The sequence below is a fragment of the Streptomyces sp. NPDC054975 genome (assembly GCF_053609105.1).
Map to the genome: position 1 here is coordinate 201,187 of NZ_JBSGWV010000002.1, position 21,257 is coordinate 222,443.

At 73.5% G+C, this 21,257-nt stretch carries 19 protein-coding genes; 14 read left to right on the forward strand and 5 right to left on the reverse strand.

Going from position 1 to position 21,257, the window contains the following annotated elements; genetic code table 11:
• Positions 1 to 5: 5 nt before the first annotated feature.
• Both ACWF79_RS03350 and ACWF79_RS03355 read left to right on the forward strand, forming a co-directional pair.
• Positions 6 to 737 carry a TetR/AcrR family transcriptional regulator gene (locus ACWF79_RS03350; RefSeq protein WP_453726347.1) on the forward strand — a complete coding sequence of 244 codons (732 nt, stop codon included), beginning with the start codon at positions 6 to 8 and terminating at the stop codon, positions 735 to 737.
• Entirely contained in the window at positions 676 to 1,263 is a 588-nt protein-coding gene (locus ACWF79_RS03355) for a DUF2867 domain-containing protein (protein ID WP_453726348.1), read from the forward strand. The genes ACWF79_RS03350 and ACWF79_RS03355 overlap by 62 nt, the downstream gene beginning before the upstream one ends.
• Before the next feature lie 58 nt (positions 1,264 to 1,321).
• Here ACWF79_RS03355 and ACWF79_RS03360 read toward each other — a convergent pair whose 3' ends face one another.
• On the reverse strand, positions 1,322 to 2,305 hold the full coding sequence (locus ACWF79_RS03360) for a GlxA family transcriptional regulator (protein ID WP_453726349.1): 984 nt from the start codon (positions 2,303 to 2,305) through the stop codon (positions 1,322 to 1,324).
• A gap of 82 nt (positions 2,306 to 2,387) precedes the next feature.
• On the opposite strand from ACWF79_RS03360, the gene ACWF79_RS03365 reads away from it, so the two are divergent.
• Positions 2,388 to 2,981 (forward strand): MBL fold metallo-hydrolase, encoded by a 594-nt coding sequence (locus ACWF79_RS03365; protein WP_453726350.1) that lies wholly within the window; start codon positions 2,388 to 2,390, stop codon positions 2,979 to 2,981.
• A 34-nt stretch (positions 2,982 to 3,015) separates the two neighbouring features.
• Here the strand turns inward: ACWF79_RS03365 and ACWF79_RS03370 are convergent, their stop codons facing one another.
• Positions 3,016 to 3,891, reverse strand: coding sequence for a LysR family transcriptional regulator (locus ACWF79_RS03370; RefSeq protein WP_453726351.1), 876 nt, complete (start codon positions 3,889 to 3,891; stop codon positions 3,016 to 3,018).
• 164 nt (positions 3,892 to 4,055) lie between these two features.
• Between ACWF79_RS03370 and ACWF79_RS03375 the strand changes: the two genes are divergently transcribed.
• The 9 genes from ACWF79_RS03375 to ACWF79_RS03415 all read left to right on the forward strand — a co-directional run bounded on the left by ACWF79_RS03375 (position 4,056) and on the right by ACWF79_RS03415 (position 15,341).
• Positions 4,056 to 5,018, forward strand: a complete 963-nt coding sequence (locus tag ACWF79_RS03375) for an EamA family transporter (RefSeq protein WP_453726585.1) — start codon at positions 4,056 to 4,058, stop codon at positions 5,016 to 5,018.
• A gap of 181 nt (positions 5,019 to 5,199) precedes the next feature.
• Complete coding sequence (locus ACWF79_RS03380; RefSeq protein ID WP_453726352.1) at positions 5,200 to 5,991, forward strand: TIGR03084 family metal-binding protein; 792 nt, start codon at positions 5,200 to 5,202, stop codon at positions 5,989 to 5,991.
• Positions 5,988 to 7,682, forward strand: a complete 1,695-nt coding sequence (locus tag ACWF79_RS03385) for an acyclic terpene utilization AtuA family protein (RefSeq protein ID WP_453726353.1) — start codon at positions 5,988 to 5,990, stop codon at positions 7,680 to 7,682. The genes ACWF79_RS03380 and ACWF79_RS03385 overlap by 4 nt, the downstream gene beginning before the upstream one ends.
• Complete coding sequence (locus ACWF79_RS03390) at positions 7,679 to 9,277, forward strand: acyl-CoA carboxylase subunit beta (protein WP_453726354.1); 1,599 nt, start codon at positions 7,679 to 7,681, stop codon at positions 9,275 to 9,277. Before ACWF79_RS03385 ends, ACWF79_RS03390 begins: the two co-directional genes overlap by 4 nt.
• An 11-nt stretch (positions 9,278 to 9,288) precedes the next feature.
• Complete coding sequence (locus ACWF79_RS03395) at positions 9,289 to 11,199, forward strand: acetyl/propionyl/methylcrotonyl-CoA carboxylase subunit alpha (RefSeq protein ID WP_453726355.1); 1,911 nt, start codon at positions 9,289 to 9,291, stop codon at positions 11,197 to 11,199.
• Positions 11,196 to 12,347, forward strand: coding sequence for an acyl-CoA dehydrogenase family protein (locus ACWF79_RS03400; RefSeq protein WP_453726356.1), 1,152 nt, complete (start codon positions 11,196 to 11,198; stop codon positions 12,345 to 12,347). The genes ACWF79_RS03395 and ACWF79_RS03400 overlap by 4 nt, the downstream gene beginning before the upstream one ends.
• 57 nt (positions 12,348 to 12,404) lie before the next feature.
• On the forward strand, positions 12,405 to 13,976 hold the full coding sequence (locus ACWF79_RS03405; RefSeq protein ID WP_453726357.1) for a 4-coumarate--CoA ligase family protein: 1,572 nt from the start codon (positions 12,405 to 12,407) through the stop codon (positions 13,974 to 13,976).
• A 10-nt stretch (positions 13,977 to 13,986) separates the two neighbouring features.
• Positions 13,987 to 14,694 carry an enoyl-CoA hydratase family protein gene (locus ACWF79_RS03410; protein ID WP_453726358.1) on the forward strand — a complete coding sequence of 236 codons (708 nt, stop codon included), beginning with the start codon at positions 13,987 to 13,989 and terminating at the stop codon, positions 14,692 to 14,694.
• Entirely contained in the window at positions 14,682 to 15,341 is a 660-nt protein-coding gene (locus tag ACWF79_RS03415; RefSeq protein ID WP_453726359.1) for a TetR/AcrR family transcriptional regulator, read from the forward strand. Before ACWF79_RS03410 ends, ACWF79_RS03415 begins: the two co-directional genes overlap by 13 nt.
• Here ACWF79_RS03415 and ACWF79_RS03420 read toward each other — a convergent pair.
• Positions 15,308 to 16,963, reverse strand: a complete 1,656-nt coding sequence (locus ACWF79_RS03420; RefSeq protein WP_453726360.1) for an FAD-dependent monooxygenase — start codon at positions 16,961 to 16,963, stop codon at positions 15,308 to 15,310. The genes ACWF79_RS03415 and ACWF79_RS03420 overlap by 34 nt on opposite strands.
• Positions 16,964 to 17,238: 275 nt before the next feature.
• Here ACWF79_RS03420 and ACWF79_RS03425 point away from each other — a divergent pair, with 275 nt between their 5' ends.
• On the forward strand, positions 17,239 to 18,336 hold the full coding sequence (locus tag ACWF79_RS03425; protein WP_453726361.1) for an isopenicillin N synthase family dioxygenase: 1,098 nt from the start codon (positions 17,239 to 17,241) through the stop codon (positions 18,334 to 18,336).
• A 19-nt stretch (positions 18,337 to 18,355) separates the two neighbouring features.
• Here ACWF79_RS03425 and ACWF79_RS03430 read toward each other — a convergent pair whose 3' ends face one another.
• Complete coding sequence (locus ACWF79_RS03430) at positions 18,356 to 19,465, reverse strand: citrate synthase 2 (protein ID WP_453726362.1); 1,110 nt, start codon at positions 19,463 to 19,465, stop codon at positions 18,356 to 18,358.
• Between the two features lie 287 nt (positions 19,466 to 19,752).
• On the opposite strand from ACWF79_RS03430, the gene pdxH reads away from it, so the two are divergent.
• Positions 19,753 to 20,379 carry a pyridoxamine 5'-phosphate oxidase gene (pdxH, locus tag ACWF79_RS03435; protein ID WP_453726586.1) on the forward strand — a complete coding sequence of 209 codons (627 nt, stop codon included), beginning with the start codon at positions 19,753 to 19,755 and terminating at the stop codon, positions 20,377 to 20,379.
• On the opposite strand, the gene ACWF79_RS03440 is transcribed toward pdxH, so the two are convergent.
• Positions 20,371 to 21,249 carry a winged helix-turn-helix transcriptional regulator gene (locus tag ACWF79_RS03440; protein ID WP_453726363.1) on the reverse strand — a complete coding sequence of 293 codons (879 nt, stop codon included), beginning with the start codon at positions 21,247 to 21,249 and terminating at the stop codon, positions 20,371 to 20,373. The two genes, pdxH and ACWF79_RS03440, sit on opposite strands and share 9 nt — an antisense overlap.
• Positions 21,250 to 21,257: the final 8 nt, after the last annotated feature.

A 21,257-nucleotide genomic window follows, 5' to 3' on the forward strand; every position in this document is an offset into this window, starting at 1 on the left:
CATACATGAATGTACGTGAGCACTCCGGCTCACCCGGGCCTCGCCGTTCCACGCAGGCCGAGCGCCGGGAGCGCACGCGGGGGGCGCTCCTGGAGTCGGCGGCCCGGGGTCTCTCCCGGCACGGCTACAGCAACCTCGTCCTGGAGCAGGTGGCCAGGGACGCCGGGTACACCCGCGGCGCGCTCTACCACCAGTTCAAGGACAAGCAGGACCTGACCCTGGCCGTGTCCGCCTGGGTCTTCGAAGCCTGGGACCGGGAGGTCGGGCACCACGTCGAGCGGGAGTCGGAGCCGCTCGCGGCGCTGCTCACGCTCGCCCGCGCGCACACCGTCTTCTGCCGACGGGACATCGCGCGGGTGGCGGTGGCGCTCCGCCTGGAGTTCTCCGGGCAGGACCATCCGATCGGACACCGGGTGGAGGCGGGCTACCGCGCCCTCGTCGACCTCTGCACCGGCCATGTCGAGGCCGGGCGCGCGGCGGGAACCATCCCCGCCGGCCCGCCGGCCGGGGACGTCGCACTCGCCTACGTCGGCGCGCTCGAAGGCACCTCGATCGCCCTGGCCGGCCGCGTGCCCGACGACGCGTCGCTGGTCGTGGCCGCCGTCTCGGGGGCCCTGGGGCTCGACCCCCGCACCACGCACTCCTCTGTACGGACCGAACCGCAGGAGGCAACCCATGGAACTGCCCAAGTCCGCGCACACGTCCCGCCCGTGGCGGATCCACGAGCTGACGCCTGACTTCCGGCTCTACGACGTCTGGGCGCTGCCCACGCCCGGTGGACCCGACGACTTCCCGCGCCTGGTGCGGAACTTCGCCGGGGGCGACACGGACGACAACTCCTCGGGGGTCGCCCGCCTGCTCTTCGCGATCCGGTGGAAGCTCGGCAAGGTCCTCGGCTGGGACGACCAGGACAAGGGCCTCGGCTCCCGGGTGCCGACCCTGCGCGACCGGCTGCCGCAGGACCTCCGTGAGGGCCCGGCCGGACCGGAGTTCGACCTGCTGCCCTTCCGCTCCGTCTACCTGAGGGACGACGAGTGGGCGGCGGAGATGGCCAACCGGACCATGCACGGTGTGATGCACCTGAGCTGGGTCCCCGACGGCTCGGGCGGCCACCGCGGCCAGATGGCGGTCCTGGTGAAGCCCAACGGCGTGTTCGGCAAGGCCTACATGGCGGCGATATCCCCGTTCCGGCACCTGATCGTGTACCCGCCGCTGATGCGGGACATCGGACGCGAGTGGCGGGAGACGGCGGGGCGGGGGTGAGGGCCTGTCCGGGGCCGGCGCGGGCGTCGCGAGCCCGGCCTGATCCAGAAGACACTCCCTAGCCCCGCCGGGCCCCCGTGCCGTCGGCTTCCGTCCTGGTGAACGTACGGCGGTAGGTGCGGGGCGGTACGCCGCGGCGGCGGACGAACTGTTCGCGCAGGACGGCCGCGCTGCCGTAGCCGACGAGGCGGGCGATCTCCTCGACCGGGAGGTCGGTCGTCTCCAGGAGCTCCTCCGCCCGGCCGAGCCGCAGGCCGAGGAGCCAGGCGTGGGGCGTGGTCCCGGTCGCGGCGCCGAACCGGCGGGCGAAGGAGCGGCGGCTCATCAGGGCACGGCGGGCCAGTTCGGCCACGGGCAGCGGCTCGTGCAGGTGCTCGCGGGCCCAGGCGAGGACGCCGCTCAGCCGTTCGTCCTCGCAGTCCTCGGGGACGGGGGCGGTGACGTACTGCGCCTGGCCGCCGTCGCGGTGCGGCGGCAGGACCAGGTCGCGCGCGACGGCGTTGGCGGCGGCCGCTCCGTACTCGCGGCGCAGCAGATGCAGGCAGAGGTCGAATCCGGCGGCGGCCCCCGCGCCCGTGAGGATCCGGCCCTCGTCGACGTACAGGGCGTCCGGCTCGACGGTGACGGACGGGTGGCGCCGCGCGAGCAGGTCGGCGAACCGCCAGTGGGTGGTGGCCCGCAACCCGTCGAGCAGCCCGGCCGCGGCGAGCGCGAACGCGCCGACGCAGTGCGACCCGACGAGCGCGCCGCGCGCGTGGGCCGCGCGGAACGCGTCGAGCACGGGGGCGGGCGGTGGGGTGCGGAAGTCGGCCCAGGGGAGGGCGAGTACGAGATCGGCGGAGGCGAGCCGGTCGAGCCCGTGGGTGACGGCGAGCGGCACGCCGAGGTCGGTGGGGACCTGCCCGGGCCGGTCGGCGCAGAGGGCGAAGTCGAAGCGTGGCAGGCTCGCGGGCGGGGCGCTGAAGACCTCCGAGACGAGGCCGACGGCGAGCATGCCGACGCGGGGCGGGGTGTAGGCGGCGACGTTCAGGAACGGCGGCATGCCCGGGAGTGTGGCACGAAACCCGCGATGAGCGGCAGAAGGGCCACTCGTCGGCGGTCCTCCGCCCGGCGAAGCTGAGGACATGACAGACCAGCCGCGCGGAAACACCGCCACCTACACCGTCCTGACCACCGGTTACACCCTCTCGACGGGCCCGGGCGTCGCCGCCACCGTCTCGTACGTGACGGACGGCGACCGTCATGTGATCGTCGACCCCGGCATGGTGGCGAGCCGCGACCGCATCCTCGGCCCGCTGGCCGAACTCGGTCTGGGGCCCGACGACATCACCGACGTCGTGCTCAGCCACCACCACCCCGACAACACCATGAACGTGGGCCTGTTCGGCCGGGCGCGCGTCCATGACCACAAGGCGGAGTACCTGAACGACCAGTGGACGGACCGGGACGCCGAGGGCCACGAACTGACCCCTTCGCTACGCCTGATCCGCACCCCGGGCCACAGCCCGGAGGACATCACGCTCCTGGCCGGCACGGCCGAGGGCGTCGTCGCCTTCGTGGGCGACCTGTGGTGGCGCCCGGACGGCCCGGCCGACGACCCGGTCGCCCCCGACCGCACCCAGCTCCGCACCTCCCGGCTCCGGGTCCTGAAGACGTCCGCCGTCATCGTCCCGGGCCACGGGAGGCCGTTCCCCGCGGGGGACGAGGCGGTGCTCTAGAGGCGCCTGGGGGAGGTCCAGGTGGGCGAGGGGGTCACTCGCCCCGGACGATCTGTCGGGCCAGTGCCACCAGCAGGGGTGTCGCCGGGTGGGGCGAGGTGTCGCGCCAGGCCAGGAGGACGGGGACCTGGGGGGCGTCGGTGAGAGGGCGGTAGGTCACGCCTGGGTGGGGGTGCATGGCTGCCGTGGAGGCCGAGGAGACGCCCACGCCCCGGCCCGCCGCGATCGCCGTGAGCCAGTCGTCGGTGTTGCCGACGGTCAGGGTCGTCGCCGGGCGCAGGGCCGCGGGCCACAGGGACGGGGTGGTCGTGCCCGAGACCGTGTTGAGGACGATCGTCTCGCTCGCGAGGTCCGCCAGGGTCAGGGACGTACGGGACGCCGGCGCGCTGTCCGTCGCCACGGCGGCCACCCGGTCCTCCGTGGCCAGCTCCTCCGTCGCCAGGCCCGGCGCGTCCACCGGTCCCCGCAGCAGCGCCGCGTCCACCTCGCCCCGGACCAGGCCCGCCGTGCGGTCGTCGATGCGGAGGAGTTCGAGCGGGGTCTCGGGGTGCTCGCGCTGCCAGCGCCGTAGCAGCGGGGTGGTGTACGGGCCGAACGCCGACCACGCGTGCCCGAGCCGCAGCGGCCGGTGGCGCAGCCGCTCCGGGTCCAGGGCCGCGTCGAACGCGGCGACGGCCGCCGCCGCCCGGTCCCGGAAGGCGCTGCCCTCGGCCGTGAGCGCGAGGTGGTGCGTGGAGCGGTCCACGAGCCGGACGCCGAGGTGTTTCTCCAGGGCGGCGAGCGTGCGGGAGACCGCGGGCTGGGTGAGGTGGAGCCGCGCCGCCGCCCGCGTCACGTTCCCCTCCTCCGCGATGGCGAGAAAGCAGCGCAGGTGGCGGAGCTCGATGCCCGAGCGACTCCCTTGACTCATGCGCCCGGAGCATAACCGCAGCCCAATCGGCATTTCACGCGCCGCGCGCGGGCGCTTAGCGTGAATCTGGGAGCACGCTTGACGAGTCCAGTATTCTGGACTCGTAAGTGCAGTTGAGTGAACCATTCGCAGGGAGTGAGCCGGTGGACAGTCCGGTCAGGGACATCGCCGACGTCGGCGCACCGAGCGGCGAGTCGCCGGCCACGGCGCGCGCCACCGGCCTCGGGTCCGGCCGCCTCGGTTCCAGTCGGCTCGGTTCCGCCCGGCTCGGGCCCGTCGCGCTCGTCGTCGCCGGCGGTCTCTCCGTGCAGTTCGGCTCCGCCGTCGCCGTCCTGCTCATGCCCCGCGCGGGCGCCCTCGGCGTCGTGACCCTGCGGCTCGTCCTCGCCGCCGCCGTGCTGCTGATCGTCTGCCGCCCCAAGGTCCGCGGATACCACCGCGCCGACTGGGGCACGATCGTCGCGTTCGGCACCGCCATGGCCGGGATGAACATCTTCATCTACCAGGCCGTCGACCGGATTCCTCTCGGCGCCGCCGTGACCCTGGAGGTCCTCGGTCCGCTGCTGCTCTCCGTCATCGCCTCCCGCCGCCTGATGAACCTCCTCTGGGCCGGGCTCGCCCTCGGTGGCGTCCTCCTGCTCAGCGGCATGCTCGGCGGCGGCGGCTTCGACCGGCTCGACCCGGTCGGCGCCGGCTTCGCCCTCGCGGCGGGCGCGATGTGGGCGACGTACATCGTCTTCAGCGCCCGCACCGGCCGGCGCTTCCCGCAGGCGGACGGACTCGCGCTCGCGATGGCCTTCGGCGCCGTCCTGAGCCTGCCCTTCGGCCTCGCCGAGGCGGGCGGCAAGCTCCTCGTCCCCTCGACGATCGCGCTCGGCCTCGCCGTCGCCCTGATGTCCTCCGTACTGCCCTACACCCTCGAACTCCTCGCCCTGCGCCGCCTTCCCGCCCCCACCTTCGCCATCCTGATGAGCCTCGAACCGGCCATCGCCGCGGCCGCCGGCTTCCTCGTCCTCAGCCAGGGCCTCTCCCTCCTGGACGCGCTCGCGATCGCCCTCGTCATCGCGGCCAGCATGGGCGCCGTCCGCACCCAGGCGAAGCGGAGCCGCGCGATCCCGGAGGCCTGAGGCAGCGCGAGGGGGCCGATAGTCGGTGAGCCCGGAGGCCCGAGGCGGCCCGAGGCCGCCCACGGCCCCAGCCCGTGGCCGTCCGTGACTTTTCCCGGCCATACAAGCAAGCACGCTTGATTGTTTCTGTCGCCGCTGCCATGCTCCTCGGCACACGCCCGTGTCCCGAGGGGAGCGCACCGTGTCCGACCCCGCCGTCGTCCTCGCCGACCTACGTGGTGAGAGCGAGGAAGTGGACCAGCTCGTCGCCGGGTTGAGCGACGAGAGATGGGTCGCCCCCACCCCCGCCAGAGGCTGGACCATCGCCCACCAGGTCGCCCACCTCGCCTGGACCGACCGCGCCGCGCTCCTCGCCGCCACCGATCCCGAGGGGTTCGGAGCGGAGGCGGAGAAGGCCCTCGCGGCGCCGGAGTCGTTCGTCGACGACGGCGCGGCGGAGGGCGCCGCGCTCTCGCCCGCCGAACTCCTCGGCCGCTGGCGCGTCGGCCGCGAGCGGCTGTGGACGGCCCTGGACCAAGCCCCGCCCGGCGCCCGTTTCCCCTGGTACGGGCCGCCCATGAGCGCCACCTCGATGGCGACCGCCCGGCTCATGGAGACCTGGGCCCACGGGCAGGACATCGCCGACGCCCTCGGGGTCGTCCGCGTGCCCACCGCCCGGCTGCGCCACGTCGCCTTCATCGGCGTCCGCGCCCGCGACTACGCCTATCTCGTCCGGGGGGCCACCCCGCCCGCCGAGCCGTTCCGGGTCGAACTGACCGGCCCCGAGGGCGACGTGTGGGCGTTCGGGCCCGAGGACGCCGCCCAGCGGATCACCGGCCCCGCCCTCGACTTCTGCCTCCTGGTCACCCAACGCGTCCACCGCGACGACACCGCCCTCGCGGCGACCGGCGCGGACGCGGCGCACTGGCTCACCATCGCCCAGGCCTTCGCCGGGCCGCCCGGAACCGGTCGCGCCGCGCGGGAGCGGCCGTGATCCTCCGTATCGGCAACGCCTCCGGCTTCTACGGCGACCGCTTCGACGCCGTCCGCGAGATGCTCACCGGCGGCGAGCCCGGCTCCCTCGACGTCCTCACCGGCGACTACCTCGCCGAACTCACCATGCTCATCCTCGGCCGCGACCTCCTGAAGGACCCGAGGAGCGGGTACGCCAAGACCTTCCTGCGGCAGATGGAGGAGGGTCTCGGCCTCGCCCACGAACGGGGCGTGCGGATCGTCACCAACGCGGGCGGACTCAACCCCGCCGGACTCGCCGAAGCCCTCGACGGGCTAGCCGACCGGCTCGGTCTGCCCACGCGCGTCGCCTACGTCGAGGGCGACCGCCTCCCGCCCCGTGACGGAGTGCTGACGGCCAACGCCTACCTCGGCGGCGCCGGTATCGCCGCCTGCCTCACCGCCGGCGCCGACGTCGTCGTCACCGGCCGCGTCACCGACGCCGCCCTCGTCACGGGTCCCGCGCAGTGGCGGTTCGGGTGGGGGCCGGAGGAGTACGACAGGCTCGCGGGCGCGGTCGTCGTCGGGCACGTCCTGGAGTGCGGTACGCAGGCCACCGGCGGCAACTACGCCTTCTTCCGCGACCACGACCGGGAGACGCTCCGCCGCCCCGGCTTCCCGATCGCCGAACTCCACCCCGACGGCACCGCCGTCATCACCAAGCACCCCGGCACAGGCGGCCTCGTCGACGTCGGCACGGTCACCGCCCAGCTCCTGTACGAGACGGGCGGCGCCCGCTACGCCGGACCCGACGTGACCGCCCGCCTCGACACCGTACGGCTCACCCAGGAGGCCCCCGACCGGGTCAGGATCGACGGCGTACGGGGCGAGGCGCCGCCGCCCACCCTCAAGGCCGGGCTCACCCGGATCGGCGGCTACCGCAACGAGGTCGTCTTCGTCCTCACCGGCCTCGACGTCGAGGCCAAGGCCCAGCTCGTGCGAGACCAGGTCGAGGACGCCTTCGAGCGGACCAAGTGTCGCCCCACCGAGGTCCGCTGGGAACTGGCGCGGACGGACCGGAGCGACGCCGACACCGAGGAGACCGCGAGCGCGCTCCTCCGGCTCGTGGTCCGCGACCCCGCCCCCGAGCCCGTCGGCCGCACCCTCAGCGGCGCCGCGATCGAGCTCGCCCTCGCCAGCTACCCCGGCTTCCACGTCACCGCCCCACCCGGCAAGGGCGCCCCCTACGGGGTCTTCGAGGCCGTGTACGTCCCCGCCGCCGACGTCCCGCACGTCGCCGTCCTGCCGGACGGCAGCCGCGTCCACCTCTCCGCGCCCGTCCACACCCGGGAACTGGAGCCGGTCGCCGAACCCCCGCTGCCCGAGCCTCCCCCGCAGGGGCCGACGCGACGGGCGCCCCTCGGGCTCGTCGCCGGGGCCCGGAGCGGGGACAAGGGGGGCGACGCCAACATCGGCGTCTGGGTCCGTGACGACGAGGCATGGCGGTGGCTCGTCCACACCCTCACGGCCGAACGACTGAAGCAGCTCCTTCCGGAGACCGCCGGTCTGGACGTCGTACGGCACGTCCTGCCGAACCTGCGCGCGGTGAACTTCGTCGTCACCGGAATCCTCGGCGAAGGCGTCGCCTCCCAGGCCCGCTTCGACCCTCAGGCCAAGGCCCTCGGCGAGTGGCTCCGCGCCCGCGAACTCGACGTACCGGAGGAACTCCTGTGACCGTCCTCGCCTCCGCCCTCGACACGGGCGGCCCCGACCACAAGGTCAACCGCTCCGCCATGCTCGACAAGCTCGCCGCCCTCGACGGCGAGCACGCCAAGGCGCTCGCGGGCGGCGGTGAGAAGTACGTCCAACGCCACCGCAAGCGCGGCAAGTTGCTCGCCCGCGAACGCATCGAGCTGCTCCTCGACCCCGACACGCCGTTCCTCGAACTCTCCCCGCTCGCCGCCTGGGGCAGCGACTACCCGGTCGGCGCGTCGATCGTCACCGGCATCGGCGTGGTCGAGGGCGTCGAGTGCCTGATCACCGCCAACGACCCGACCGTGCGCGGCGGCGCCTCCAACCCGTGGACGCTGAAGAAGGCCCTGCGGGCCAACGAGATCGCGTACGCCAACCGGCTCCCGGTCGTCTCGCTGGTCGAATCGGGCGGCGCCGACCTGCCGTCGCAGAAGGAGATCTTCATCCCCGGCGGGGCGCTCTTCCGCGACCTGACGCGGCTGTCGGCGGCCGGGATCCCGACGATCGCGGTCGTCTTCGGCAACTCGACGGCCGGTGGGGCGTACGTCCCCGGCATGTCCGACCACACCGTGATGATCAAGGAGCGGTCGAAGGTCTTCCTCGGCGGCCCGCCGCTGGTCAAGATGGCGACGGGGGAGGAGAGCGACGACGAGTCGCTCGGCGGAGCGGAGATGCACGCCCGTACCTCCGGTCTCGCCGACCACTACGCCGTGGACGAGGTCGACGCCCTGCGCCAGGCGCGCCGGATCGTCGCCCGCCTCAACCACCGCAAGGCGCACGCCGACCCGGGGCCCGTGGAGGAGCCGAAGTACGACGAGGACGAGCTGCTCGGGATCGTGCCGGGGGACCTGAAGACGCCGTTCGACCCGCGTGAGGTGATCGCCCGGATCGTCGACGGCTCGGACTTCGACGAGTTCAAGCCGCTGTACGGGCCGAGCCTGGTGACCGGCTGGGCGCGGCTGCACGGCTACCCGGTGGGGATCCTGGCCAACGCCCAGGGCGTGCTGTTCAGCGCGGAGTCACAGAAGGCGGCGCAGTTCATCCAGTTGGCGAACCAGCGTGACATCCCGCTGGTCTTCCTGCACAACACCACCGGCTACATGGTCGGCAAGGAGTACGAGCAGGGCGGGATCATCAAGCACGGCGCGATGATGATCAACGCGGTGTCGAACAGCAAGGTCCCGCATCTGTCCGTGCTGATGGGCGCGTCGTACGGCGCCGGGCACTACGGCATGTGCGGCCGGGCCTACGACCCGCGCTTCCTCTTCGCCTGGCCGAGCGCCAAGTCGGCCGTCATGGGCCCGCAGCAGCTCGCGGGCGTCCTGTCGATCGTGGCGCGGGCGTCGGCCGCCGCGAAGGGCCAGCCGTACGACGACGAGGCGGACGCCGGGCTGCGCGCGATGGTCGAGGCGCAGATCGAGTCGGAGTCGCTGCCGATGTTCCTGTCCGGGCGGCTGTACGACGACGGCGTCATCGACCCCCGCGACACCCGCACGGTCCTCGGGCTGTGCCTGTCCGCGATCCACACGGCACCGGTCGAGGGCGCGCGCGGCGGCTTCGGCGTCTTCCGAATGTGAGGCGTGATCCCATGATCCGTTCAGTCCTCGTCGCCAACCGGGGCGAGATCGCCTGCCGGGTGTTCCGTACGTGCCGGGAGCTGGGCATCGGGACCGTCGCCGTGTACGCGGACGCGGACGCCGGCGCGCTGCACGTACGGGAGGCGGACGCGGCGGTACGCCTGCCGGGGGCGGCGCCCTCGGAGACGTACCTGCGGGGCGACCTGGTGGTGAAGGCGGCGCTCGCGGCGGGCGCCGACGCGGTGCACCCGGGGTACGGCTTCCTTTCGGAGAACGCGGAGTTCGCGCGGGCGGTGCTCGACGCGGGCCTGGTGTGGATCGGGCCGCCGCCGGAGGCGATCGAGGCGATGGCCTCGAAGACCCGGGCCAAGGAGCTCCTCGGGATCGCCCCGCTGGCCGCCGCCGACGTCACCGAGGCGGACCTGCCGGTCCTGGTGAAGGCGGCGGCGGGCGGGGGCGGGCGCGGCATGCGCGTGGTCCGTGAGCTCGGCGCGCTGGAGGACGAGCTGACGGCGGCCTCGGCGGAGGCGGCGAGCGCGTTCGGGGACGGCGAGGTGTTCGTCGAGCCGTACGTGGAGAACGGCCGCCATGTCGAGGTGCAGATCATGGCGGACCCCTACGGGACGGTGTGGGCGCTCGGTACGCGCGACTGCTCGCTCCAGCGCCGCCACCAGAAGGTCGTCGAGGAGTCCCCGGCGCCGGGGCTCGCGGAGGAGCTGTTGGAGTCCCTGTACGTCCGGTCGGTCGCCGCCGCGAAGTCCGTCGGGTACGTGGGCGCGGGGACGGTGGAGTTCCTGGTCGCGGACGGGCGGGCGCACTTTCTGGAGATGAACACGCGGCTGCAGGTGGAGCATCCGGTGACGGAGGAGGTGCACGGGGTGGACCTCGTGGCCCTCCAGATCGCCGTCGCCGAGGGGAGGCCCCTGCCGCAGGAGCCGCCCGCCGCCCAGGGCCACGCGATCGAGGCCCGTCTCTACGCGGAGGACCCGGGGTCGGGGTGGACGCCTCAGGCGGGGGTTCTGCACACGCTGGAGTTGGCGGAGGCGGCCTCGGCGGAACGACTGCCCACAAGGGTGCGGGTGGATACCGGATATGTCTCCGGGGACGCCATCGGCGTCCACTACGACTCCATGCTCGCCAAGGTCGTCGTCCATGCCCCCACCCGTGCCGAGGCCGTCCGCAAGCTCGCGCACACGCTCCACGGCGCTCGGATCCATGGGCCGGTCACCAACCGCGATCTGCTCGTCGCCTCGCTGCGGCATCCCGAGTTCCAGGACCCCGCGCGGCTCGACACCGGGTTCTACGAGCGGAACCTCGACGCGCTCACCCAGGCTTCCGCCGCCGGTGAGGCGTACGCCGCGGTCGCCGCCGCGCTCGCGGACGCCGTGGCCCGGCAGGGCCGGTTCGGCGGGGGATGGCGGAACCTCGCCTCGCAGGACCAGGTCAAGGTGTACGGCGACCACGAGGTCCGGTACCGGCCCGCCCGGGGCGGCGGGTACACCGTCACGGCCCCCGAGGGCGTCCGGGTCGTCTCCGCCGCCCCCGACCGCGTACGCCTCGAAGTCGGCGGGGTCGTCAGGGACTTCGACGTCGCCCGGCACGGCGATGTCGTGTACGTCGGCCCCCATCGGCTGAACGTCCGGCCCCGCTTCCCCGACCCCACCGAGCAGCGCGAGCCCGGGTCGCTGCTCGCGCCCATGCCCGGCACCGTCGTCCGTGTCGCCGACGGGCTCGCCGTCGGCGCGCAGGTCACCGCCGGGCAGCCGCTCCTCTGGCTGGAGGCCATGAAGATGGAGCACCGCGTCACCGCCCCCGCCTCCGGCACGCTCACCGCGCTCCACGCCGCCCCCGGCCGCCAGGTCGAGGTCGGCGCCCTGCTCGCCGTCGTACAGACCGATGCACAGGAGGACCAGCCCGCATGAACAGCGTGACAAGCACCGTCGTCGAACCCGCCGAGCACACCGCCCTCCGTTCCGCCGTCTCCGCGCTCGGCCACCGTCACGGAGGCACCGGCGCCGAGGCCCACGACGCCCTCTGGGCCGAGGCCGGAAAGCTCGGCTACCTGGGCGTGAACCTCCCCGAGAGCCACGGCGGCGGGGGCGGCGGCATGGCCGAACTCTCCATCGTCCTGGAGGAGTTGGGAGCGGCCGGCGCGCCGCTGCTCATGATGGTCGTCTCGCCCGCCATCTGCGGCACGGTCATCGCCCGTTTCGGCACGGAGGCGCAGAAGCAGGCCTGGCTCCCCGGGCTCGCCGACGGCTCCCGCACCATGGCCTTCGGGATCACCGAGCCCGACGCCGGTTCCAACTCCCACCGCATCACCACCACGGCCACCAAGACCGAGGAGGGCTGGGTCCTCAACGGGCGCAAGGTCTTCGTCTCCGGCGTCGACATCGCCGACGCCACCCTCATCGTGGGCCGCACCTCCGACGCCCGTACGGGCAACCTGAAGCCCTGCCTCTTCGTCGTCCCCCGCGACACCCCGGGCTTCGGTCGCCGCCAGATCGACATGGAACTCGACGCGTACGAGAAGCAGTTCGAGCTGACACTCGACGACGTCCACCTCCCCGCCGACGCCCTCGTCGGCGACGAGGACGCGGGCCTGCTCCAGCTCTTCGCCGGGCTCAACCCGGAGCGGATCATGACCGCCGCCTTCGCGATCGGCATGGGCCGGTACGCGCTGGGCAAGGCCGTCGCGTACGCCAAGGAGCGCCAGGTCTGGAAGTCCCCGATCGGCGCCCACCAGGCCATCGCGCACCCCCTCGCCCAGGCCCACATCGAGCTGGAGCTGGCCCGCCTGATGATGCAGAAGGCCGCCCACCTCTACGACGCCGGTGACGACATCGGCGCGGGCGAGGCCGCCAACATGGCCAAGTACGCGGCCGGGGAGGCCTGCGTGAAGGCCGTCGACCAGTCGGTGCACACCCTCGGCGGCAACGGCCTCACCCGCGAGTTCGGCCTCGCCCGGCTCATCACGGCCTCCCGGGTGGCCCGTATCGCGCCCGTCAGCCGGGAAATGATCCTCAACTACGTGTCCCACCAATCCCTGGGTCTCCCCAAGTCGTACTGAGCCGGTCCATCCTGTCGCCACGTCCAGCGCCACCGTCCGACACCCAAAGGGGCACGCATGGTGTTTCACAGCGAGTACGCGGATGTTCCGGCCGTCTCCCTCCCCATCCACGAGGCCGTCCTCGGCCGCGCCGCCGAGTACGGCGACACCCCGGCCCTGATCGACGGGGCGGGCGGCGGAACGACGCTCACGTACGCGCAGGTCGACGCGTTCCACCGGCGCGTGGCCGCCGGTCTGGCCGAGGCGGGCGTCCGCAAGGGCGACGTCCTCGCCCTGCACAGCCCCAACACCGTCCTGTACCCCGTCGCGTTCTACGCGGCCACCCGGGCCGGCGCGTCCGTCACCACCGTCCACCCGCTGTCCACGCCGGAGGAGTTCGCCAAGCAGCTCCGCGACTCCTCCGCGCGCTGGATCGTCACCGTCTCCCCGCTCCTCGCCCAGGCCCGCCGGGCCGCCGAACTCGCGGGCGGGATCAGGGAGATCTTCGTCTGCGACACGAGCGAGGACTGCCGCTCGCTCCAGTCCTTCCTGGCATCCACCGCGCCCGAGCCGGACGTCGAGATCGACCCCGACGAGGACGTCGCCACCCTCCCGTACTCCTCCGGCACCACCGGTGTCCCCAAGGGCGTGATGCTCACCCACACGTCCATCGCCACCAACCTCACCCAGCTCGCCCCTCTCCTCCCCATGGGCCCGGGCGACCGGATTCTGGCGGTCCTGCCGTTCTTCCACATCTACGGGCTCACCGCCCTGATGAACGCGCCCCTCCGCCACGGCGCCACCGTCGTCGTCCTGCCGCGCTTCGAGCTCGACACCTTCCTCACCGCCATCCAGGACCACCGCATCACCGGCCTGTACGTCGCCCCGCCCATCGTCCTCGCGCTCGCCAAGCACCCGGCCGTCGCCGCGTACGACCTCTCCTCCCTGGAGTACATCGTCAGCGCCGCCGCCCCGCTCGACGCCTCCCTCGCCGAGGCGTGCTCGGCGCGGCTGAAGCTGCCGCCGGTCCGGCAGGCGTACGGGATGACGGAGCTGTCGCCTGGCACGCACGTCGTCCCGCTCACCGCCCAGGACCCCCCGCCCGGCGCCGTCGGGAAGCTGCTGCCCTCCAGCGAGATGCGGATCCTCTCCCTCGACGACCCGTCGAAGGACGCCGAGCCGGGCGCGGAGGGCGAGGTCGCCATCCGGGGGCCGCAGGTCATGAAGGGGTACCTCGGCCGCCCCGACGCCACCGCCGACATGATCGACGCGGACGGCTGGGTGCACACCGGCGACATCGGCCGCGTCGACGAGGACGGCTGGCTGTTCGTCGTCGACCGGGTCAAGGAACTCATCAAGTACAAGGGTTTCCAGGTCGCCCCCGCCGAACTCGAAGCTCTCCTCCTCACCCACGAGTCCGTCGCCGACGCGGCCGTCATCGGCGTGACCGACGAGGACGGCACCGAGATCCCCAAGGCGTACGTGGTCCGCCAGCCGAACGCGGCCGATCTCACCGCCGATGAGGTCATGGCGTACGTGGCGGGGAAGGTGTCCCCGTACAAGAAGATCAGGCGGGTGGAGTTCATCGACGGAGTGCCGCGCGCCGCGTCGGGGAAGATCCTCCGCCGTGAACTGAGGGACCGCGAATGAAGGGGGACTCGTGAAGCTCGACCGAGGCATCGCCACGCTGACGCTCGACTGTCCGGAGAACCGCAACGCCCTCTCGGCGGCCCTGGTCGCCGAGCTGGCGGCGGGGCTCGCGGAGTGCGGGCAGGACCCCGCGGTACGGGCGGTGGTCCTCACGCACACCGGCTCGACGTTCAGCGCGGGCGCGGACCTGAAGGCGCCGGCGAGTCCGTACGCCTTCGTGGACCTGCTCCGGCGGATCGTCCAGCTGCCGAAGCCGGTGGTGGGCGTCGTCGACGGCCACGTACGGGCCGGGGGTCTCGGGCTGCTGGGGGCCTGCGACATCGTGGTGGCCTCGGAGGCCTCCGACTTCGCGCTGACCGAGGCACGGATCGGGGTCGCGCCCGCCGTCGTCTCCCTGACGCTGCTGCCGAAGCTGGAGCCGCGGGCGGCGGCGCGGTACTACGTGACGGGGGAGCGGTTCGGCACGGCCGAGGCGGTCGCGATGGGCCTCGTCACCGCCACCGGCGACGCGCTCGACTCGATCCTGGACGGGCTGCGCAGGGGCTCGCCGCAGGGGCTGGCCGAGTCGAAGCGGCTGGTCACGGCTAGAGTCCTGGAGACCTTCGAGCGTGACGCGGAGGACCTGGTGCAGAGGTCGGCCTCGCTCTTCGCCTCCCCTGAGGCGCGCGAAGGGATGACGGCCTTCCTCGAACGACGGGACCCCGAATGGCGGTTGTGACCGGCCCGAAGCAGGGACCCCGGCAGGGCCCGCAGCAGGGCTCCAAGCAAGGACCCCAGCAGGACAGGAGCCGCGCCACCCGGCAGCGACTCCTGGAGGCGGCGGTGTCCTGCCTGGCCGAACACGGCTGGGCGGGCTCCACCGTCGCCGTCGTCGCCGAGCGCGCCGGGGTCTCGCGGGGCGCGGCACAGCACCACTTCCCGACCCGCGAGGACCTCTTCACGGCGGCTGTCGAGTACGTCGCCGAGGAGCGTTCCCAGGCCCTGCGGGGTCTCCCGGCCCGCGACCGCCGCGAGGCCGTCGCCGCTCTGGTCGACCTGTTCACCGGGCCGCTCTTCCGCGCCGCGCTCCACCTCTGGGTGGCGGCCGCCCACGAGCCCCCGCTGCACGCCCGCGTCACGGAACTGGAGGCCCGCGTCGGCCGCGAGTCCCACCGCATGGCGGTGACCCTGCTGGGGGCGGACGAGTCCGTGCCCGGGGTACGGGAGACGGTTCAGGGGTTCCTGGACATGGCCCGGGGCCTGGGCCTCGCGACCCTCCTGACGGACGACGCGGCCCGCCGCGAGCGGGTGGTGGCCCAGTGGTCGGTCCTCCTGGACGAGGCGCTGGGCGCTCAGGGCACCGGTACGGAGAGCGCCGCGAGGTAGCCGGTGAGCGCCGCCGCCGTGCCGGCGAGCGGGAAGCGGGCGCCGAGCTGGCCGTCGGGGCGCACGAGGAACCCGGTCGGCCCGTCGGGACGGTAGATCCGGGCGAACTCCCCGGCCGCGTCCAGATATCCGGGCAGGCCCGCGGGCATCGCGTCCTCCGCGCGGCCTCCGTCGCGCGAGAGCACGGCGACGGCCGGCGGATGGTCCCCGCCCACCGCCGTGGCGACCACCGCGCCCGCCTCCGCCGCCCGGGCCAGGTCGGTGGCCTGGTCCGCGTACAGCAGCAGGACGTGCCCGGTGCGGCCGCGCAGGACGTCGAGCAGCCGCAGCGGGTAGGTGGCGAGGGGGACGGTGAGCCCGGCGCAGTCCGGGGCCCGGTCACCGGGCTGGGGTGCGTCCTCGGGGCCGTACGGGTGGCCGGCGAGCGGCCCGTCCCGGTAGGCGACAAGGAGCTGGGCCTCGCGCCGCATCAGGGTGCCGGGGTCCTCGGGGTCGGCCTCCATGCCCTCGGTCGCGTGCCGGACCGTCCGCCCCACGACCTCCTCGCCGACCGGGCGCCGCTCGGCGTCGTAACTGCCGAGGAGCGCGGGCCCGGCCTCCCCGCGGACCACGAGGGCGAGCTTCCAGGCCAGGTTGCAGGCGTCCTGGATGCCGGTGTTCATGCCCTGGGCGCCGGTGGGCGGGTGGATGTGGGCGGCGTCGCCCGCGACGAACACCCGGCCCTCGCCGTACCGGTCGACGATCCGGTGGCTGATCCGGAACACGGACGACCAGCGCAGCCGCGAGACGCGCGCAGGCGTCGGGGAGAGCCGGTCGACGACGGCCTGGATGTGGGACAGCTCAGGGGCCCGGTCGCTCTCCAGCCCGTGCGCCACGCCGTCGCCCGGCTCCCGGCGCCGCGCGGACAGCTCCGGCGGGACGCTCATGGACAGGCGGTAGCGGTGCGTGCCGGGCAGGGGGATGCCGACCAGGACCTCGTCGGGAGCGCCGTCCTCGCCGCGGTGCGTGGACCGCAGCCCGTACCCGTACGGCAGGTCCCAGTCGGCCTCGACGTCGCCGAGCATGAACTCCGACGGGAACGCCTCGCCCTCGTAGCTGAGCCCGAGCCCTTTGCGGACGGTGCTGTGGGCGCCGTCGCAGCCGATCAGGTAGCCGGCCCTCAGCTCCTCCTCCGCGCCGGACGCGGTCCGCAGCCGGGCGGTCACCCCGTCCGCGTCCTGGGCGAACGACAGCAGCTCGGTGCCGCGTTCGATCACCGTGCCCAGACCGGCGACGCACTCCTCCAGCAGGCGTTCGGTCTCGTACTGCGGCAGCGCGGCGAAGCCGTAGGGCACCTCGGGCGGCAGGGCGAGGTCGATCCGTGCCCGCTCCCGCCCGTCGACGTAGATCAGCTGGCCGCGCATCGGCACGGCGGCCTCCAGGACGGCGCGCGCCAGGCCCATCCGGTCCCAGAGCTCCAGGGTGCGCGGCTGGATGCCGACCGCCTTGGCGTACGGCAGCCGGGCGGGCAGCCGGTCGACGAGCCGGCACCGCACCCGGTGGCGGCGCAGTTCGGCGGCGGCGCTCAGCCCGACGGGCCCGGCGCCCACGACAAGCACGTCGGTCGTACGGCTCTCTGCCACGGGTGCCTCCTCGTGCACGGGGCCGCCCCCGCACCGGTCCGTGTCCCATGGTCACCCGGCGGCGTGACCGGCGCCACATACGTCCCGGCCGCCCCGCAGTACGCTGGTCGCATGCTTTCGCTCGTACGCCGCCGCCACGTGGACTTCGTCCGCGTCACGAGCATGGGCTGTCGGCGCTCCGCCTGACCTCGAAGCCCCTTTCTCCTCAGGCACCCGCGCCCCCGCCCCACCCCTGGCGGCGCGCCCGGGCCCCGTACACCCAGCGGACGCACACCATGACGCACAGCGCGCAGACCCAGCCGTTCACCTCCCCGTCGCAGGCCTCCCAGACGTACGCCTCCCGGCCGTACGCCTCCCAGCTGCCGATCGTCGATCTCTCCGCCGCCGACCGCGGCCCCCAGGCCCGGCGGCTCCTCCATGCCCAGCTGCACTCCGCCGCCCACGACGTCGGCTTCTTCCAGCTCGTCGGGCACGGTGTCACCGAGGCCGAGACGGCGGCCCTGACCTCGGCGATGAGAGCCTTCTTCGCCCTCCCCGAGGCCGACCGGCTGGCGCTCGACACCACGAACTCGCCGCACTTCCGCGGCTACACCCGCATCGGCGACGAACGCACCGGCGGCTCCCGCGACTGGCGCGACCAGCTCGACATCGGCGCCGAACGCCCCGCGCACGTCCCGGGCCCCGGCGAGGCCCCGTACTGGTGGCTCCAGGGCCCCAACCAGTGGCCCGCGGCCCTCCCCGAGCTGCGGCTCGCCGCGCTGAACTGGGTCGAGCGGCTCAGCGGCGTCGCGGAGCGGCTGCTGCACGAGCTGCTCGCCTCCATCGGCGCCGATCCGGGCTTCTACGACGACGCCTTCGGCCCCCGCGCCCACCCGCACCTCAAGCTGGTGCGCTACCCCGGCAGCGCGGGCGACGGCGCCGACCAGGGCGTCGGCGCGCACAAGGACTACGGCTTCCTGACGCTGCTCCTCCAGGACCAGGTCGGCGGCCTGCAGGTGGAGAGGGAGGACGGCGTCTTCCACGACGTGCCGCCGCTGCCGGGCGCCTTCGTCGTCAACCTGGGCGAGCTGCTCGAAGTGGCGACCAACGGCTACCTGCTCGCCACCAACCACCGGGTGGTCTCCCCGCCCGGGGCGACGGAACGCTTCTCCGTCCCGTTCTTCTACAACCCGCGGCTGGACGCCCGGATAGCCCCGCTGTCCTTCCCGTACGCCTCGACGGCGCCCGGTGTCACGACCGACCCGGCGAACCCGCTGTTCGCCGAGTACGGCCGCAACGAACTGAAGGGCAAGCTGCGCGCCCACCCGCTGGCGGCGGCCCGCCACCACGCGGACCTGCTGCTCGGCCAGGCGCGCCCGCTCACCACGGCGTAGGCGCCGTCAGGCGCCGGGCTCAGCCCGCGTACGACGCCAGGTCGGCGTAGCCCGTGATCTCACGCGGGTCACGCTGACCCGGGCCCGTGTACCGGGCGGAGGGCCGGACCAGGCGGCCGGTGCGCTTCTGCTCCAGGATGTGCGCCGACCAGCCGGCCGTACGGGCGCAGCTGAACATCGACGTGAACATGTGCGCCGGGACCTCGGCGAAGTCCAGGACGATCGCCGCCCAGAACTCGACGTTCGTGGCGAGGACGCGGTCGGGGCGGCGGTTGTGCAGCTCTTCCAGGGCCGCCTTCTCCAGCGCCTCGGCGACCTCGAAGCGCGGTGCGGCCAGCTCCTTGGCCGTACGGCGCAGGACGCGGGCGCGCGGGTCCTCGGCGCGGTAGACGCGGTGGCCGAAGCCCATCAGCCGCTCGCCCTGGTCCAGGGCCTTCTTCACGTACGCGGTGGCGTCACCGGTCCGCTCGATCTCCTCGATCATGCCGAGGACGCGGGACGGGGCGCCGCCGTGCAGCGGGCCGGACATGGCGCCGACGGCGCCCGAGAGAGCCGCCGCGACGTCGGCGCCGGTGGAGGCGATGACGCGGGCGGTGAAGGTGGAGGCGTTCATGCCGTGCTCGGCGGCCGAGGTCCAGTACGCGTCGACGGCCTTGACGTGCTTCGGGTCGGGCTCGCCGCGCCAGCGGATCATGAACCGCTCGACGACCGACTGCGCCTTGTCGATCTCGCTCTGCGGCACCATCGGCAGGCCCTGGCCGCGCGCCGACTGCGCGACGTACGACAGGGCCATGACGGCGGCGCGGGCGAGGTCGTCGCGGGCCTGCTCGGCGGAGATGTCCAGGAGCGGTTTGAGGCCCCAGACGGGCGCGAGCATGGCGAGCGCGGACTGCACGTCGACGCGGATGTCACCGGAGTGGACCGGGATCGGGAAGGGCTCGGCCGGCGGCAGACCGGGGTCGAAGGCGCCGTCGACCAGCAGGCCCCAGACGTTTCCGAACGAGACGTGACCGACCAGATCCTCGATGTCGACGCCGCGGTACCGAAGAGCGCCGCCCTCCTTGTCGGGTTCGGCGATCTCCGTCTCGAACGCGACGACTCCCTCAAGCCCGGGAACGAAGTCGGACATCAGGCGGCTCCTCTATCGATGATCAATCATCCAGTGGTTGGCGGGACCTGTCGGTCGGACGGACCTGTCGGTCGAGGGCGACTCGCGACCCCGATCGGTGGGCACCCTTGGTCGGGAAGCAACAGTCATCCAGCGGAAGAGTCTGTACGGTTCCGATGATGCGGGGAAGCGTGACATCCGGCACACTCCGCCGATTCGGCGACGAAGGATTAGTGGCACGCGATGCCGGGCAGACTGCGCCTCTGCGGCAGGATGAACCTGTGACCGACGCTCTCGATCCCGCCGACATGCGCGAGCAGTACCGCACCACGGAGCTGACTGTGGCCGACCTCGCCCCCGAACCGATCGAACAGTTCACGCGCTGGTTCAAGGCCGTCGCCACGAGCCCGGCGATCCACGAGCCGAACGCCATGGTCGTCTCGACCGCGACGCCCGACGGCCGCCCCTCCTCGCGCACGGTGCTCCTGAAGCACTACGACGAGGCGGGCTTCGTCTTCTACACGAACTACGCCTCCCGCAAGGGTGGCGAGCTGGCGGCCAATCCGTACGTCTCGCTGCTCTTCCCGTGGCACCCGCTGGCCCGGCAGGTCATCGTCACGGGCCGGGCGGTCCGCACCGGCCGCGACGAGACCGTCGCGTACTTCCGCACCCGCCCGCACGGCTCCCAGCTGGGCGCCTGGGCGAGCCACCAGTCGTCGGTGATCCCGTCCCGCGAGGAGCTGCTCGCCCGCTACGAGGAGCTGGCGGCCCGCTACCCGGAGGACGAGCAGGTGCCGGTGCCGCCGGAGTGGGGCGGCTTCCGGGTCGTCCCGGAGACGGTGGAGTTCTGGCAGGGCCACGAGAACCGGCTGCACGACCGGCTGCGGTACGTACGGGTGGACGAGGACTGGCAGGTGGAGCGCCTGTCACCCTGACAGCCTCCCCGCTTGCCGCAGCGCCGTCTCCACGGCATGGGGGATGTCGGTGACGGGGAACTGGACGTGCCGTACGGTCCGCTCCCGGTCCAGGACGAGCACCGCGCGCTTGAGCCGGAGCGTCTGGCCGGCGCGGAAGGTCGGCAGCCGGAGCGCCGCCGCGAGCCGGGCGTCCATGTCGGAGAGCAGCGGGAAGGGGATCTCCTCGGCGGCGGCGAAGGCCCGCTGCTCGTCGGGGCGCTGGGTCGAGACGCCGTGGACGGCGATCTCGGCGGCAGTGAACTTCCCGTACGCGTCCCTGAAGAGCCGGTTCTCCAGCGTGCAGCCGACCGCGCCGGGGATCGCGTCCCACCCCTCGGGCAGCGGGGTCGGCCGCCCGGTCGCGGGGTAGCTGAAGAGCACGGTGGCGGCGGCGTCCGGGTCCACCGGGTCGCGCTCGTCGCCGGTGTGCGCGGGCAGGGTCAGGCGCGGCAGCCGGGTGCCGGGCAGCTCCTGGACGCGGAGGGCCTCGGCGCTGTGCTCGTCGGCGGAGGCAGTGAGGCTTCCGTCGCCGAGCAGCCAGCGGTCGGACCAGTCCTGCATCGCGACGAGCACGGGCAGCAGGGCGCGCCCGGCCGGGCTGAGCCGGTACTCGTACCGCACCGGCCCTTCCTGGTAGGGAACGCGGTCGAGCACGCCGCTGTCGACGAGGTGGCCCAGGCGCTCGGTGAGGACCTTGCGGGAGATCCCCAGCTCGGCCTGGAGCTCGTCGAAGCGGTGCCGGCCGCGCGCGGTCTCCCGGACGAGCAGCAGGCTCCACCAGTCGCCGACGACGGCGGCGGCCTGGGCGATCGCGCACGCGGCGTCGCGCTCGGGCACGGCTCGGACCATGCGCTCCT